Source organism: Pseudomonas sp. R45(2017) (assembly GCF_002112305.1).
Taxonomy (GTDB): Bacteria; Pseudomonadota; Gammaproteobacteria; order Pseudomonadales; family Pseudomonadaceae; genus Aquipseudomonas; species Aquipseudomonas paraglycinae.
In genome coordinates this window covers 19,429-31,987 of record NZ_NEHH01000009.1, presented here as the reverse complement: position 1 = coordinate 31,987, position 12,559 = coordinate 19,429, and the positions used below count along the sequence as shown (strand labels likewise).

The window sequence follows — 12,559 nt, the reverse complement described above, 5'->3', positions numbered from 1 at the left end:
TTACTTGCGGATCGGCTTACGCGGACCTTTACGGGTACGCGCGTTGGTCTTGGTACGCTGACCGCGTACTGGCAGACCACGACGATGACGCAGACCGCGATAGCAACCGAGGTCCATCAAGCGCTTGATTTTCATGTTGATTTCGCGACGCAGGTCACCTTCAGTGGTGAACTTCGCCACTTCGCCACGCAGCTGTTCAATCTGCTCGTCGCTCAGATCCTTGATCTTTGCGGCTGGGTTTACCCCAGTCTCTGCACAGATCTTCTGTGCAGTAGTGCGACCAACACCATAGATGTAGGTCAGCGAGATAACAGTATGCTTGTTATCTGGAATGTTAACGCCTGCAATACGGGCCATTCAGTGGGACTCCAATTGACAGCTACCTACGCCCCGGAAGCCAAGAAATAGGGCGCGAGATAATATCGCTGTAATAACAAATAATCAACCCGGTAGCGCACTAGCTACCGGGCTTGAAGCACAATCACACTCAGCCTTGGCGCTGTTTGTGACGCGGTTCCGCGCTGCAAATTACTCGAACAACACCTTCGCGGCGAATAATCTTGCAGTTACGGCACAGCTTTTTCACCGATGCACGAACTTTCATCACCAACTCCTCGAACCTTATGGGTACTCAGCGCAACATGCCGCTGCCGTAACCCTTCAGGTTGGCTTTCTTCATCAGGGATTCGTACTGGTGCGAAACGAGGTGCGATTGTACTTGGGACATGAAGTCCATCACAACCACGACCACGATCAGCAACGAGGTCCCGCCAAGGTAGAACGGAACGTTTGCTGCAACCACCAGGAACTGGGGCAACAAGCACACGGCCGTCATGTAAAGAGCACCGAACATGGTCAAGCGAGTCAAAACGCCATCAATATAGCGTGCGGACTGCTCACCTGGACGGATGCCCGGAATAAAGGCACCGGACTTCTTCAGGTTTTCCGCTACGTCTTTCGGATTGAACATCAACGCCGTATAGAAGAAGCAGAAGAAAATAATCCCTGCACTAAACAGCAGAATATTCAACGGCTGACCAGGAGCGATCGACTGCGAGATGTCCTGCAACCAGCCCATACCTTCAGACTGACCAAACCAGGCACCCAACGAAGCCGGGAACAGCAAAATGCTGCTCGCGAAAATAGCCGGAATAACACCGGCCATGTTCACCTTCAGCGGCAAGTGGCTTGTCTGCGCAGCAAAAACCTTGCGGCCCTGCTGACGCTTGGCGTAGTGAACAGCGATACGACGCTGACCACGCTCAATGAACACCACGAAACCGATAATCGCTACTGCCAGCAAACCGATGGCAACCAAAGCGAAGATGTTGATATCGCCCTGACGCGCAGACTCGAAAGACTGCCCGATTGCTCTCGGAAGACCGGCGACGATACCCGAAAAAATCAACATCGAGATACCGTTGCCTACACCACGCTCAGTAATCTGCTCACCCAGCCACATCATGAACATCGCGCCAGCCACAAACGTGGAGACCGCGACGAAATGGAAGCCAAAGTCACCAGTGAACGCAACGCCCTGCCCCGCCAGACCAATGGACATGCCAATGGCCTGAACGAGAGCGAGGACGACGGTGCCGTAGCGGGTGTACTGGCTGATCTTGCGACGGCCAGCTTCACCTTCCTTCTTCAACTGCTCCAGCTGCGGGCTGACGGCGGTCATCAACTGCATGATGATCGATGCCGAAATGTACGGCATGATCCCCAGTGCAAAGATGCTCATCCGCTCCAGCGCGCCGCCGGAAAACATGTTGAACAAGCTAAGAATGGTCCCCTCATTCTGTCGAAACAGGTCTGCGAGTCGGTCCGGGTTGATACCTGGAACCGGGATGTGTGCGCCTATTCGGTAGACGATAATCGCCAGGAACAGAAAACGCAGACGAGCCCAGAGTTCAGACATACCGCCTTTGCCGAGCGCAGAGAGAGCACCTTGCTTAGCCATTTATTCCTCGAACTTGCCGCCAGCTGCTTCGATAGCCGCACGCGCACCTTTGGTGGCGCCGATTCCCTTGCCGATAGTGACAGCGCGAGTCACTTCACCGGACAGCATGATTTTCACACGCTGTACGTTGACGTTGATCACGTTGGCATCTTTCAGGGACTGCACGGTGACGATGTCGCCTTCCACTTTAGCCAGCTCGGACAGACGCACTTCTGCGCGGTCCATGGCTTTCAGGGAAACGAAACCGAACTTCGGCAGGCGACGATGCAGCGGCTGTTGACCGCCTTCAAAGCCTGGAGCAATGGTGCCACCGGAGCGGGAAGTCTGACCTTTGTGACCACGGCCACCAGTCTTACCCAAACCACTACCGATACCACGGCCCGGACGATGCTTTTCGCGACGGGAACCCGGCGCTGGACTCAGATCATTGAGTTTCATCGATTAACCCTCGACACGCAGCATGTAGTAAGCCTTGTTGATCATCCCGCGATTCTCGGGAGTATCCTGGACTTCTACAGTGTGACCGATGCGACGCAGACCCAGACCCTTAACGCACAGTTTGTGGTTAGGGATGCGGCCGGTCATGCTTTTGATCAGCGTAACTTTAACGGTAGCCATGATTACTTGATCTCCTCAACACGCAGGCCACGTTTGGCTGCAATGGATTCAGGAGACTGCATAGCCTTCAGACCCTTGAAAGTGGCGTGAACCACGTTTACAGGGTTAGTCGAGCCGTAGCACTTGGCCAGAACGTTCTGAACGCCAGCAACTTCGAGGACAGCACGCATAGCGCCGCCAGCGATGATACCGGTACCTTCAGAAGCAGGCTGCATGTACACCTTCGAAGCGCCATGGGCGGACTTCATTGCGTACTGCAGAGTGGTGCCGTTCAGATCAACCTGGATCATGTTGCGGCGAGCAGCTTCCATTGCCTTCTGGATCGCAGCAGGCACTTCACGCGACTTGCCACGGCCGAAGCCAACACGCCCTTTACCATCACCAACCACGGTCAACGCGGTGAAAGTGAAGATACGGCCGCCTTTAACGGTTTTGGCTACGCGGTTAACTTGAACCAGCTTCTCGATGTAGCCTTCGTCGCGCTTTTGGTCGTTATTTGACATAACTTAGAACTCCAGCCCAGCTTCACGAGCAGCATCAGCCAGCGCTTTAACGCGGCCGTGGTACTTGAAGCCAGAGCGGTCGAAAGCCACCTGCGAGACGCCAGCGGCCTTAGCACGCGTAGCGACCAGCTGGCCAACCTTAGTGGCCGCGTCGATGTTGCCAGTGGCGCCATCACGCAGTTCTTTATCCAAAGTCGAGGCGCTTGCCAGGACTTTGTTGCCGTCGGCCGAAATGACCTGGGCGTAGATGTGCTGCGAAGAGCGGAACACGCAGAGACGCACGACTTCGAGTTCGTGCATTTTCAGGCGTGCTTTGCGAGCGCGACGCAGTCGAGTAACTTTTTTGTCGGTCATTTGCTATGCCCTACTTCTTCTTGGCTTCTTTACGACGGACGACTTCGTCCGCGTAGCGCACACCTTTGCCTTTGTACGGCTCTGGTGGACGGAAGTCGCGGATCTCGGCGGCCACTTGACCTACCAGCTGCTTGTCGATGCCCTTGATCAGGATATCGGTCTGGCTAGGAGTCTCAGCGGTGATGCCTTCCGGCAGTTCGTAATCCACTGGGTGCGAGAAGCCAAGAGCCAGGTTCAGCACCTGACCTTTTGCTTGCGCTTTGTAACCAACACCGACCAGCTGGAGCTTACGCTCGAAGCCTTGGCTTACGCCCTGGACCATGTTGTTTACCAACGCACGAGTGGTACCGGCCATTGCGCGAGTCTGTTGATCGCCATTGCGAGCAGCAAAACGCAGCTCACCGGCTTCTTCAACGACTTCAACGGACGAATGGACGTTCAGTTCAAGAGTACCCTTGGCACCCTTCACCGAAAGCTGTTGGCCTGCGAATTTTACTTCGACACCGGCTGGCAGCTTAACGGGGTTCTTAGCGACGCGAGACATGCTTATCCCCCCTTAGAACACAGTGCAAAGAACTTCGCCGCCGACACCGGCAGCGCGCGCAGCACGATCAGTCATCACACCTTTGTTGGTGGAGACGATAGACACACCGAGACCGCCACGTACTTTTGGCAGTTCTTCGACGGACTTGTACTGACGCAGGCCTGGACGGCTAACGCGCTTCACTTCCTCGATGACCGGACGGCCTTCGAAGTATTTCAGCTCGATGGACAGCAGTGGTTTGGTTTCGCTGCTGATCTGATAACCCGCGATGTAACCTTCGTCCTTCAGGACTTTTGCTACAGCCACCTTCAACGTGGAAGACGGCATGCTTACGACGGACTTTTCAGCCATCTGGGCATTACGGATTCGAGTTAGCATGTCCGCTAACGGGTCCTGCATACTCATGGGCTAGACGCTCCTAATACAGAAAAATTAGCCTTGCGGCTACTACTTGTCGCCGAGAAATTCCGGGCATAAAAAACACGGGCTCAGGCGAGCCGGTCATTCTAGACATACCCCAGAAATGAATCAAGCCCCAAAAGGGGCTTGATTCAAGTTCAAGGCCACCGATGGTCAGGTTCTTGCGACCCCGACCATCAAGGCTTTGACAGCAATTACCAGCTGGCTTTAACCAGACCTGGTACGTCACCACGCATTGCCGCTTCACGCAATTTGTTACGGCCGAGGCCGAACTTGCGGTAAACGCCGTGCGGACGACCGGTCAGACGGCAACGGTTACGCATGCGCGAGGCGCTTGCGTCACGTGGCTGCTTCTGCAGAGCTACGGTAGCTTCCCAACGCGCTTCTGGACTTGCGTTCAGATCAACGATGATAGCTTTCAGCGCTGCACGCTTGACGGCGTACTTGGCAACGGTGAGCTGACGCTTCAGCTCACGGTTTTTCATGCTCTTCTTGGCCATTTTCCTACTCCAATCAGTTGCGGAACGGGAATTTGAAAGCACGCAGCAGAGCGCGGCCTTCATCATCGTTCTTGGCAGTGGTGGTCAGGGTAATGTCCAGACCGCGGAGAGCATCGATCTTGTCGTAGTCGATTTCCGGGAAAATGATCTGCTCTTTCACGCCCATGCTGTAGTTGCCACGACCATCGAAGGACTTGGCATTCAGGCCGCGGAAGTCGCGAACCCGAGGCAGGGAGATCGACAGCAGACGATCCAGGAACTCGTACATACGCTCACGGCGCAGGGTCACTTTGACGCCGATCGGCCAACCTTCACGGACTTTAAAGCCAGCGATGGATTTGCGAGCGTAGGTCACAACGACTTTCTGGCCGGTGATCTTTTCCAGGTCAGCAACAGCGTGCTCGATGACTTTTTTGTCGCCGATCGCTTCGCCCAGACCCATGTTCAGGGTGATTTTGGTAACGCGCGGAACTTCCATCACGTTCGAAAGCTTAAGTTCTTCCTTAAGTTTCGGAGCGATTTCCTTCCGGTAAATCTCTTTTAGTCGTGCCATGGTCTTCTACCTAGCAGTGTTCAAGCATCAACCGCTTTTTGGGTCGACTTGAAGACACGAATTTTCTTACCGTCTTCTACTTTGAAACCAACGCGGTCAGCCTTGTTGGTTTCGCCGTTGAAGATGGCGACGTTGGAAGCGTGCAGTGGCGCTTCTTTCTCGACGATACCGCCCTGTACGCCCGACATCGGGTTAGGCTTGGTATGACGCTTGACCAGGTTCAGACCACCAACAACCAGACGGTTGTCAGCAAGAACCTTCAGCACCTTACCGCGCTTACCTTTGTCTTTGCCGGCGATCACGATGATCTCGTCGTCACGACGAATCTTTTGCATGTCGGATCTCCTTACAGCACTTCTGGGGCGAGCGAGACGATCTTCATGAACTTCTCAGTACGAAGTTCACGGGTCACTGGCCCAAAGATACGGGTGCCGATCGGCTCTTGCTTGTTGTTCAGAAGAACAGCAGCGTTGCCATCAAAGCGGATAATGGAGCCATCAGCACGACGTACGCCGTGACGAGTGCGGACTACAACAGCAGTCATCACTTGGCCTTTTTTCACCTTACCGCGAGGAATTGCTTCCTTCACGGTAACTTTGATGATGTCACCGATACCAGCGTAACGACGATGGGAGCCACCCAGCACCTTGATGCACATAACGCGGCGAGCGCCGCTGTTATCGGCCACATCGAGCATGGATTGAGTCTGAATCATATAATTTCTCCGACCCCTAGCCCTTAGACTTCCACAGCGCGTTCGAGAACATCAACCAGCGCCCAAGACTTGGTCTTGGCCATCGGACGAGTTTCACGAATAGTGACTTTGTCGCCGATGTGGCACTGATTGGTTTCGTCGTGCGCGTGCAGCTTAGTCGAACGCTTAACGTATTTACCGTAGATCGGGTGCTTAACGCGACGCTCGATCAGAACGGTGATGGTTTTGTCCATCTTGTCGCTGACAACACGGCCAGTCAGCGTACGGACAGTTTTTTCGGCTTCAGCCATGATCACTTACCTGCCTGCTGGTTGAGCACAGTCTTCACGCGAGCGATGTCACGCTTAACTTGCGAGAGCAGATGAGACTGCCCCAACTGGCCAGTTGCTTTCTGCATGCGCAGATTGAACTGGTCGCGCAGCAAGCCGAGCAGTTGCTCGTTCAGCTGCTGTGCGGATTTTTCACGAAGTTCATTCGCTTTCATCACATCACCGTCCGTTTAACAAAGGAGGTGGCGAGCGGCAGCTTTGCAGCAGCCAGGGCGAAAGCCTCACGCGCCAGCTCTTCAGAAACACCCTCGATTTCATACAGGACTTTGCCTGGCTGAATCTGGGCAACCCAGTACTCCACGTTACCCTTACCTTTACCCATACGAACCTCGAGAGGCTTCTTGGAGATCGGCTTGTCCGGGAATACACGGATCCAGATCTTGCCGCCACGTTTTACGTGACGGGTCAGAGCACGACGCGCTGACTCGATCTGACGAGCGGTGAGACGACCACGAGCTACAGACTTCAGCGCGAACTCGCCGAAGCTGACTTTGCTACCGCGCAGTGCCAGACCACGGTTGTGGCCGGTCATCTGCTTGCGGAACTTCGTACGCTTAGGTTGCAACATTTGGCGTACCCCTTACTTAGCAGCTTTTTTACGAGGCGCTGGTGCTTGTGGCTTCAGCTCTTCTTGGCGACCACCAATTACTTCGCCTTTGAAGATCCAAACCTTTACACCGATCACACCGTAAGTGGTGTGAGCTTCGTAGTTGGCATAGTCGATGTCGGCACGCAGGGTGTGCAGTGGCACACGACCTTCGCGATACCATTCAGTACGTGCGATTTCAGCACCGCCGAGACGACCGCTCACTTGGATTTTGATGCCTTTGGCACCAATGCGCATGGCGTTCTGTACAGCGCGCTTCATGGCGCGACGGAACATTACACGACGCTCCAGCTGCTGAGCTACGCTCTGCGCAACCAGCATACCGTCGAGTTCCGGCTTGCGGATCTCTTCGATATTGATGTGCACAGGCACACCCATTTGCTTGGTCAGGTCCTGACGCAGCTTCTCAACATCTTCACCTTTCTTCCCGATAACGATACCTGGACGAGCGGTGTGGATGGTGATGCGTGCAGTTTGGGCCGGACGATGGATATCGATACGGCTTACGGACGCGCTTTTTAGTTTGTCTTGGAGGTATTCACGCACCTTCAGATCAGCGAACAAGTAGTCCGCATAAGTCCGACCGTCTGCGTACCAGACGGAGGTGTGCTCCTTGACGATTCCCAGGCGAATGCCAATGGGATGTACTTTCTGACCCATCTCTTCGACTCCGTTACTTGTCAGCAACCTTGACAGTGATATGGCAAGACCGCTTGACGATGCGATCAGCACGGCCTTTGGCACGTGGCATGATGCGCTTCAGCGAACGCCCTTCGTTGACGAAAACGGTGCTGACCTTCAGGTCATCAACGTCTGCGCCTTCGTTATGCTCGGCGTTGGCTACGGCCGACTCCAGCACTTTTTTCATGATCTCGGCGGCTTTCTTACTGCTGAAAGCCAACAGGTTGAGCGCTTCGCCCACCTTCTTCCCGCGGATCTGGTCGGCGACCAAGCGGGCTTTCTGGGCGGAGATTCGAGCGCCCGACAACTTAGCGGCTACTTCCATTTCCTTACCCCTTAACGCTTGGCTTTCTTGTCTGCCACGTGCCCGCGATAAGTGCGGGTACCGGCGAACTCGCCCAGTTTGTGGCCGACCATGTCTTCGTTTACGAGAACTGGGACGTGCTGACGACCGTTGTGTACAGCGATGGTCAAACCGACCATTTGTGGCAGGATCATCGAACGACGCGACCAAGTCTTAATTGGTTTGCGATCGTTCTTTTCCGCCGCCACTTCGATCTTCTTCAGTAGGTGAAGATCAATAAAAGGACCTTTTTTCAGAGAACGTGGCACTGTCGTATCCCTCTATTTACTTGCGACGACGGACGATCATTTTGTCGGTACGCTTATTACCACGAGTCTTCGCGCCCTTAGTCGGGAAGCCCCATGGCGATACCGGATGACGACCACCAGAGGTACGACCTTCACCACCACCATGTGGGTGGTCAACCGGGTTCATGGCAACACCACGAACGGTTGGGCGAACGCCACGCCAGCGCTTGGCACCAGCTTTACCCAGCGAACGCAGGCTGTGCTCGGAGTTCGAGACTTCGCCCAGGGTCGCACGGCACTCAGCCAATACTTTACGCATTTCACCGGAACGCAGACGCAGGGTCACGTAAACGCCTTCACGAGCGATCAGCTGAGCCGAAGCACCAGCGGAACGAGCGATCTGTGCGCCTTTACCTGGCTTCAGTTCGATGCCGTGTACGGTAGAACCGACTGGAATGTTGCGCAGTTGCAGAGCGTTACCTGGCTTGATTGGAGCCAGGGCACCTGCGATCAGCGTGTCGCCAGCACTCACGCCTTTAGGGGCGATGATGTAGCGGCGCTCGCCGTCTGCGTAGCAGAGCAGTGCGATGTGAGCAGTACGGTTTGGATCGTATTCGATACGCTCAACAGTGGCGACGATGCCATCTTTGTCGTTGCGACGGAAATCGACCATACGGTAATGCTGCTTATGACCACCACCGATGTGACGAGTGGTAATACGGCCATTGTTGTTACGACCACCAGTCTTCGATTTTTTCTCGAGCAGCGGTGCGTGAGGAGCGCCTTTATGCAGCTCCTGGTTGACCACCTTGACCACAAAACGGCGGCCAGGGGAAGTCGGTTTGCATTTAACGATTGCCATGATGCACCCCTTCCTTACTCAGCACTGCTGCTGAAATCGAGATCTTGGCCTGGCTGAAGGGAGATAACTGCCTTCTTCCAGTCATTACGCTTGCCCAGACCGCGAGCGGTGCGCTTGCTCTTACCCAGAACGTTCAGGGTAGTAACACGCTCAACTTTCACGCTGAACAGGCTTTCGACGGCCTTCTTGATTTCCAGCTTGGTTGCGTCAGTAGCAACCTTGAAAACGAACTGGCCTTTCTTGTCTGCCAGAACCGTAGCCTTCTCGGAAACGTGCGGGCCAAGCAGAACTTTAAATACGCGTTCCTGGTTCATCCCAGCAGCTCCTCGAATTTCTTCACGGCCGACACGGTGATCAACACCTTGTCGTATGCGATCAGACTAACTGGATCGGAACCTTGCACGTCACGTACATCTACGTGTGGCAGGTTGCGAGCAGCCAGGTACAGGTTCTGATCAACAGCGTCCGACACGATCAGAACGTCGGTCAGGCTCATGTTGTTCAGTTTGCCCAGCAGGTCTTTGGTTTTCGGAGTTTCAACTGCGAAATCCTGAACCACGACCAGACGATCAGTACGCACCAGCTCAGCAAGGATGGAACGCATTGCTGCGCGATACATCTTCTTGTTCAGCTTCTGCGAGTGATCCTGTGGACGAGCTGCGAAAGTGGTGCCGCCGCCGCGCCAGATTGGGCTACGGATAGTACCGGCACGAGCACGGCCAGTACCTTTCTGACGCCATGGGCGCTTACCGCCACCACGAACGTCGGAACGGGTCTTTTGCTGCTTGCTACCTTGACGGCCGCCGGCCATGTAGGCCACGACTGCTTGGTGAACCAGCGTCTCGTTGAATTCGCCGCCAAATGTCAGTTCGGAAACTTCGATCGCTTGAGCGTCATTTACATTTAATTGCATGTCAGCTTCCCCTTAACCGCGAGCCTTGGCTGCTGGACGTACAACCAGGTTGCCGCCAGTAGCGCCAGGAACAGCACCCTTGACCAGCAACAGATTGCGTTCAGCGTCCACGCGCACTACTTCCAGGGACTGCACGGTCACGCGCTCAGCGCCCATATGACCGGACATTTTTTTGCCCTTGAATACACGACCAGGAGTCTGGCACTGGCCGATAGAGCCTGGGACGCGGTGGGATACGGAGTTACCGTGGGTGTTATCTTGCCCGCGGAAATTCCAACGCTTGATCGTACCCTGGAAGCCTTTACCTTTGGACTGACCGGTTACATCAACCAGTTGACCAGCAGCGAAGATTTCAGCGTTGATCAGATCGCCGGCCTGGTACTCGCCTTCTTCAAGGCGGAATTCCATTACGGTACGACCAGCGGCAACGTTCGCCTTGGCGAAGTGGCCAGCCTGAGCAGCTGTTACACGGGAAGCACGACGCTCGCCGACAGTGACTTGCACTGCACGATAGCCATCGGTTTCTTCAGTTTTGAACTGGGTGACGCGATTCGGCTCGATCTCAATGACCGTGACCGGAATGGAGACACCTTCTTCGGTGAAAATACGGGTCATACCCGCTTTACGACCGACTACACCAATAGTCATGTTGTAAACCTCATGAGTGTACGGGGCTTTCACCCGCTATGGCCGCCCATTTCAGAGCGTTACACGACCAAGACCGAGTCTTAGCCGAGGCTGATCTGCACTTCCACACCGGCCGCAAGATCAAGCTTCATAAGTGCATCAACGGTTTTATCCGTTGGCTGGACGATGTCCAGAACGCGCTTATGAGTGCGGATCTCGTACTGGTCACGCGCGTCTTTGTTGACGTGCGGGGAAACCAGAACGGTGAACCGCTCTTTACGGGTAGGCAGTGGAATTGGACCACGCACTTGAGCACCAGTACGTTTCGCGGTTTCCACGATTTCCTGGGTTGATTGGTCGATCAGGCGATGGTCAAAAGCCTTCAACCTGATACGGATTTGCTGATTTTGCATTGGATTTCAGACTCCGGCTGCTATTCCCACCGGGCGCAATACGCCCGTTAAAAGGAGGCGCAATTCTATAGACGCCCCAGATAGGTGTCAACCCAATAAAAAAGCCCCCGCTAAGCGGGGGCTTTTTTCAACTCATCAAAGCTGACTCAATAAAGAGATCACTCGATGATTTTAGCTACGACACCAGCACCAACGGTACGGCCGCCTTCACGGATTGCGAAACGCAGGCCGTCTTCCATCGCGATGGTTTTGATCAGGGTAACAGTCATCTGAATGTTGTCACCTGGCATTACCATTTCAACGCCTTCTGGCAGCTCGCAGTTACCAGTCACGTCAGTAGTACGGAAGTAGAACTGTGGACGGTAGCCTTTGAAGAACGGAGTGTGACGGCCGCCTTCTTCCTTGCTCAGAACGTAAACTTCTGCGGTGAACTTGGTGTGCGGCTTAACCGAACCCGGCTTAACCAGAACCTGACCACGCTCAACGTCGTCACGCTTGGTGCCACGCAGCAGAACGCCGCAGTTCTCGCCAGCACGACCTTCGTCCAGCAGCTTGCGGAACATCTCAACACCGGTGCAGGTGGTGGTGGTGGTGTCACGCAGACCAACGATTTCCAGGGCGTCTTGAACGCGAACGATACCGCGCTCGATACGACCGGTCACAACAGTACCGCGACCCGAGATCGAGAACACGTCTTCGATTGGCATCAGGAAAGGCTTGTCGATAGCACGCTCTGGCTCTGGGATGTAGCTGTCCAGAGTTTCCACCAGCTTCTTAACAGCGGTGGTGCCCATTTCGTTGTCGTCTTTGCCTTCCAGCGCCATACGAGCCGAACCGATGATGATCGGAGTGTCGTCGCCTGGGAAGTCGTAGGTGGACAGCAGGTCGCGAACTTCCATCTCAACCAGTTCCAGCAGCTCAGCGTCGTCTACCAGGTCAGCCTTGTTCAGGAAAACCACGATGTACGGAACGCCTACCTGACGGGACAGCAGGATGTGCTCACGGGTTTGTGGCATCGGACCATCAGCGGCCGAGCAAACCAGGATCGCGCCGTCCATCTGCGCAGCACCAGTGATCATGTTCTTCACGTAGTCAGCGTGACCTGGGCAGTCAACGTGAGCGTAGTGACGAATGTTCGAGTTGTACTCAACGTGCGCGGTGTTGATGGTGATACCGCGAGCTTTTTCTTCTGGAGCGCTGTCGATCTTGTCGAATTCAACTACGGCCGAACCGAAAACTTCGGAGCAGACGCGAGTCAGAGCAGCGGTCAGAGTGGTTTTACCGTGGTCAACGTGGCCGATGGTGCCAACGTTTACGTGCGGTAGGGAACGATCAAATTTTTCTTTAGCCACGACAATTAACTCCTAGC

The 12,559-nt window shown here is 54.8% G+C and carries 25 protein-coding genes; all 25 read right to left on the bottom strand.

The features are described 5' to 3' along the window. Positions 1-357 carry a 30S ribosomal protein S13 gene (gene rpsM / locus CAF74_RS20720; RefSeq protein ID WP_009045849.1) on the bottom strand — a complete coding sequence of 119 codons (357 nt, stop codon included), beginning with the start codon at positions 355-357 and terminating at the stop codon, positions 1-3. 130 nt (positions 358-487) lie between these two features. Next, a complete protein-coding gene (rpmJ, locus tag CAF74_RS20715) occupies positions 488-604 on the bottom strand; it encodes a 50S ribosomal protein L36 (RefSeq protein WP_002555468.1) in 117 nt (38 codons plus the stop codon). A gap of 27 nt (positions 605-631) precedes the next feature. Further along, positions 632-1,960 (bottom strand): preprotein translocase subunit SecY, encoded by a 1,329-nt coding sequence (secY, locus tag CAF74_RS20710; protein ID WP_003228718.1) that lies wholly within the window; start codon positions 1,958-1,960, stop codon positions 632-634. Beyond that, entirely contained in the window at positions 1,961-2,398 is a 438-nt protein-coding gene (gene rplO, locus CAF74_RS20705) for a 50S ribosomal protein L15 (protein ID WP_003228720.1), read from the bottom strand. It abuts the gene before it with no gap. 3 nt (positions 2,399-2,401) lie between these two features. Then, on the bottom strand, positions 2,402-2,578 hold the full coding sequence (rpmD, locus tag CAF74_RS20700) for a 50S ribosomal protein L30 (protein ID WP_003176408.1): 177 nt from the start codon (positions 2,576-2,578) through the stop codon (positions 2,402-2,404). Between the two features lie 2 nt (positions 2,579-2,580). Next, complete coding sequence (rpsE, locus tag CAF74_RS20695) at positions 2,581-3,081, bottom strand: 30S ribosomal protein S5 (RefSeq protein ID WP_007955637.1); 501 nt, start codon at positions 3,079-3,081, stop codon at positions 2,581-2,583. Positions 3,082-3,084: 3 nt separating this feature from the next. Further along, the gene (gene rplR / locus CAF74_RS20690; RefSeq protein ID WP_003186037.1) at positions 3,085-3,435 is read right to left on the bottom strand and encodes a 50S ribosomal protein L18; all 351 of its coding nucleotides are present in this window, start codon (positions 3,433-3,435) and stop codon (positions 3,085-3,087) included. 10 nt (positions 3,436-3,445) lie between these two features. Then, positions 3,446-3,979, bottom strand: coding sequence for a 50S ribosomal protein L6 (gene rplF / locus CAF74_RS20685; protein WP_011336170.1), 534 nt, complete (start codon positions 3,977-3,979; stop codon positions 3,446-3,448). A 12-nt stretch (positions 3,980-3,991) separates the two neighbouring features. Then, the gene (gene rpsH, locus CAF74_RS20680) at positions 3,992-4,384 is read right to left on the bottom strand and encodes a 30S ribosomal protein S8 (protein ID WP_011336171.1); all 393 of its coding nucleotides are present in this window, start codon (positions 4,382-4,384) and stop codon (positions 3,992-3,994) included. A gap of 209 nt (positions 4,385-4,593) precedes the next feature. Further along, positions 4,594-4,899: a 30S ribosomal protein S14 gene (gene rpsN, locus CAF74_RS20675; RefSeq protein WP_007955639.1), complete on the bottom strand. Its 306-nt coding sequence runs from the start codon at positions 4,897-4,899 to the stop codon at positions 4,594-4,596. A gap of 13 nt (positions 4,900-4,912) precedes the next feature. Beyond that, positions 4,913-5,452, bottom strand: coding sequence for a 50S ribosomal protein L5 (gene rplE, locus CAF74_RS20670; protein ID WP_003210069.1), 540 nt, complete (start codon positions 5,450-5,452; stop codon positions 4,913-4,915). A gap of 20 nt (positions 5,453-5,472) precedes the next feature. Next, on the bottom strand, positions 5,473-5,787 hold the full coding sequence (gene rplX, locus CAF74_RS20665) for a 50S ribosomal protein L24 (protein ID WP_003186046.1): 315 nt from the start codon (positions 5,785-5,787) through the stop codon (positions 5,473-5,475). An 11-nt stretch (positions 5,788-5,798) separates the two neighbouring features. Then, a complete protein-coding gene (gene rplN / locus CAF74_RS20660) occupies positions 5,799-6,167 on the bottom strand; it encodes a 50S ribosomal protein L14 (RefSeq protein WP_002555479.1) in 369 nt (122 codons plus the stop codon). A gap of 23 nt (positions 6,168-6,190) precedes the next feature. Continuing rightward, positions 6,191-6,457 (bottom strand): 30S ribosomal protein S17, encoded by a 267-nt coding sequence (gene rpsQ / locus CAF74_RS20655; protein WP_003194644.1) that lies wholly within the window; start codon positions 6,455-6,457, stop codon positions 6,191-6,193. Positions 6,458-6,459: 2 nt separating this feature from the next. Next, positions 6,460-6,651 (bottom strand): 50S ribosomal protein L29, encoded by a 192-nt coding sequence (gene rpmC / locus CAF74_RS20650; protein WP_002555481.1) that lies wholly within the window; start codon positions 6,649-6,651, stop codon positions 6,460-6,462. Beyond that, a complete protein-coding gene (gene rplP, locus CAF74_RS20645; protein ID WP_003228729.1) occupies positions 6,651-7,064 on the bottom strand; it encodes a 50S ribosomal protein L16 in 414 nt (137 codons plus the stop codon). Before rplP ends, rpmC begins: the two co-directional genes overlap by 1 nt. A 12-nt stretch (positions 7,065-7,076) precedes the next feature. Next, positions 7,077-7,763, bottom strand: a complete 687-nt coding sequence (gene rpsC / locus CAF74_RS20640) for a 30S ribosomal protein S3 (RefSeq protein WP_003176422.1) — start codon at positions 7,761-7,763, stop codon at positions 7,077-7,079. Positions 7,764-7,776: 13 nt separating this feature from the next. Then, entirely contained in the window at positions 7,777-8,109 is a 333-nt protein-coding gene (rplV, locus tag CAF74_RS20635; protein ID WP_003103908.1) for a 50S ribosomal protein L22, read from the bottom strand. 11 nt (positions 8,110-8,120) lie between these two features. Next, the gene (rpsS, locus tag CAF74_RS20630) at positions 8,121-8,396 is read right to left on the bottom strand and encodes a 30S ribosomal protein S19 (protein ID WP_003228731.1); all 276 of its coding nucleotides are present in this window, start codon (positions 8,394-8,396) and stop codon (positions 8,121-8,123) included. Positions 8,397-8,412: 16 nt separating this feature from the next. Continuing rightward, positions 8,413-9,237, bottom strand: a complete 825-nt coding sequence (rplB, locus tag CAF74_RS20625; RefSeq protein WP_008018194.1) for a 50S ribosomal protein L2 — start codon at positions 9,235-9,237, stop codon at positions 8,413-8,415. A 14-nt stretch (positions 9,238-9,251) separates the two neighbouring features. Further along, positions 9,252-9,551, bottom strand: a complete 300-nt coding sequence (gene rplW / locus CAF74_RS20620; RefSeq protein WP_002555488.1) for a 50S ribosomal protein L23 — start codon at positions 9,549-9,551, stop codon at positions 9,252-9,254. Then, positions 9,548-10,150 carry a 50S ribosomal protein L4 gene (rplD, locus tag CAF74_RS20615; protein WP_003228735.1) on the bottom strand — a complete coding sequence of 201 codons (603 nt, stop codon included), beginning with the start codon at positions 10,148-10,150 and terminating at the stop codon, positions 9,548-9,550. Before rplD ends, rplW begins: the two co-directional genes overlap by 4 nt. A gap of 12 nt (positions 10,151-10,162) precedes the next feature. Beyond that, entirely contained in the window at positions 10,163-10,798 is a 636-nt protein-coding gene (gene rplC / locus CAF74_RS20610) for a 50S ribosomal protein L3 (RefSeq protein ID WP_007955641.1), read from the bottom strand. Between the two features lie 80 nt (positions 10,799-10,878). Beyond that, a complete protein-coding gene (rpsJ, locus tag CAF74_RS20605; protein WP_003186070.1) occupies positions 10,879-11,190 on the bottom strand; it encodes a 30S ribosomal protein S10 in 312 nt (103 codons plus the stop codon). Positions 11,191-11,348: 158 nt separating this feature from the next. Beyond that, a complete protein-coding gene (tuf, locus tag CAF74_RS20600; protein WP_010220303.1) occupies positions 11,349-12,542 on the bottom strand; it encodes an elongation factor Tu in 1,194 nt (397 codons plus the stop codon). Positions 12,543-12,559: the final 17 nt, after the last annotated feature.

Coding starts and splice junctions, on each gene's coding strand:
- rpsM (WP_009045849.1), bottom strand. CDS start 357: ATGGCCCGTATTGCAGGCGTTAACATTCCAGATAACAAGCATACTGTT.
- rpmJ (WP_002555468.1), bottom strand. CDS start 604: ATGAAAGTTCGTGCATCGGTGAAAAAGCTGTGCCGTAACTGCAAGATT.
- secY (WP_003228718.1), bottom strand. CDS start 1,960: ATGGCTAAGCAAGGTGCTCTCTCTGCGCTCGGCAAAGGCGGTATGTCT.
- rplO (WP_003228720.1), bottom strand. CDS start 2,398: ATGAAACTCAATGATCTGAGTCCAGCGCCGGGTTCCCGTCGCGAAAAG.
- rpmD (WP_003176408.1), bottom strand. CDS start 2,578: ATGGCTACCGTTAAAGTTACGCTGATCAAAAGCATGACCGGCCGCATC.
- rpsE (WP_007955637.1), bottom strand. CDS start 3,081: ATGTCAAATAACGACCAAAAGCGCGACGAAGGCTACATCGAGAAGCTG.
- rplR (WP_003186037.1), bottom strand. CDS start 3,435: ATGACCGACAAAAAAGTTACTCGACTGCGTCGCGCTCGCAAAGCACGC.
- rplF (WP_011336170.1), bottom strand. CDS start 3,979: ATGTCTCGCGTCGCTAAGAACCCCGTTAAGCTGCCAGCCGGTGTCGAA.
- rpsH (WP_011336171.1), bottom strand. CDS start 4,384: ATGAGTATGCAGGACCCGTTAGCGGACATGCTAACTCGAATCCGTAAT.
- rpsN (WP_007955639.1), bottom strand. CDS start 4,899: ATGGCCAAGAAGAGCATGAAAAACCGTGAGCTGAAGCGTCAGCTCACC.
- rplE (WP_003210069.1), bottom strand. CDS start 5,452: ATGGCACGACTAAAAGAGATTTACCGGAAGGAAATCGCTCCGAAACTT.
- rplX (WP_003186046.1), bottom strand. CDS start 5,787: ATGCAAAAGATTCGTCGTGACGACGAGATCATCGTGATCGCCGGCAAA.
- rplN (WP_002555479.1), bottom strand. CDS start 6,167: ATGATTCAGACTCAATCCATGCTCGATGTGGCCGATAACAGCGGCGCT.
- rpsQ (WP_003194644.1), bottom strand. CDS start 6,457: ATGGCTGAAGCCGAAAAAACTGTCCGTACGCTGACTGGCCGTGTTGTC.
- rpmC (WP_002555481.1), bottom strand. CDS start 6,651: ATGAAAGCGAATGAACTTCGTGAAAAATCCGCACAGCAGCTGAACGAG.
- rplP (WP_003228729.1), bottom strand. CDS start 7,064: ATGTTGCAACCTAAGCGTACGAAGTTCCGCAAGCAGATGACCGGCCAC.
- rpsC (WP_003176422.1), bottom strand. CDS start 7,763: ATGGGTCAGAAAGTACATCCCATTGGCATTCGCCTGGGAATCGTCAAG.
- rplV (WP_003103908.1), bottom strand. CDS start 8,109: ATGGAAGTAGCCGCTAAGTTGTCGGGCGCTCGAATCTCCGCCCAGAAA.
- rplB (WP_008018194.1), bottom strand. CDS start 9,237: ATGGCAATCGTTAAATGCAAACCGACTTCCCCTGGCCGCCGTTTTGTG.
- rplW (WP_002555488.1), bottom strand. CDS start 9,551: ATGAACCAGGAACGCGTATTTAAAGTTCTGCTTGGCCCGCACGTTTCC.
- rplD (WP_003228735.1), bottom strand. CDS start 10,150: ATGCAATTAAATGTAAATGACGCTCAAGCGATCGAAGTTTCCGAACTG.
- rplC (WP_007955641.1), bottom strand. CDS start 10,798: ATGACTATTGGTGTAGTCGGTCGTAAAGCGGGTATGACCCGTATTTTC.
- rpsJ (WP_003186070.1), bottom strand. CDS start 11,190: ATGCAAAATCAGCAAATCCGTATCAGGTTGAAGGCTTTTGACCATCGC.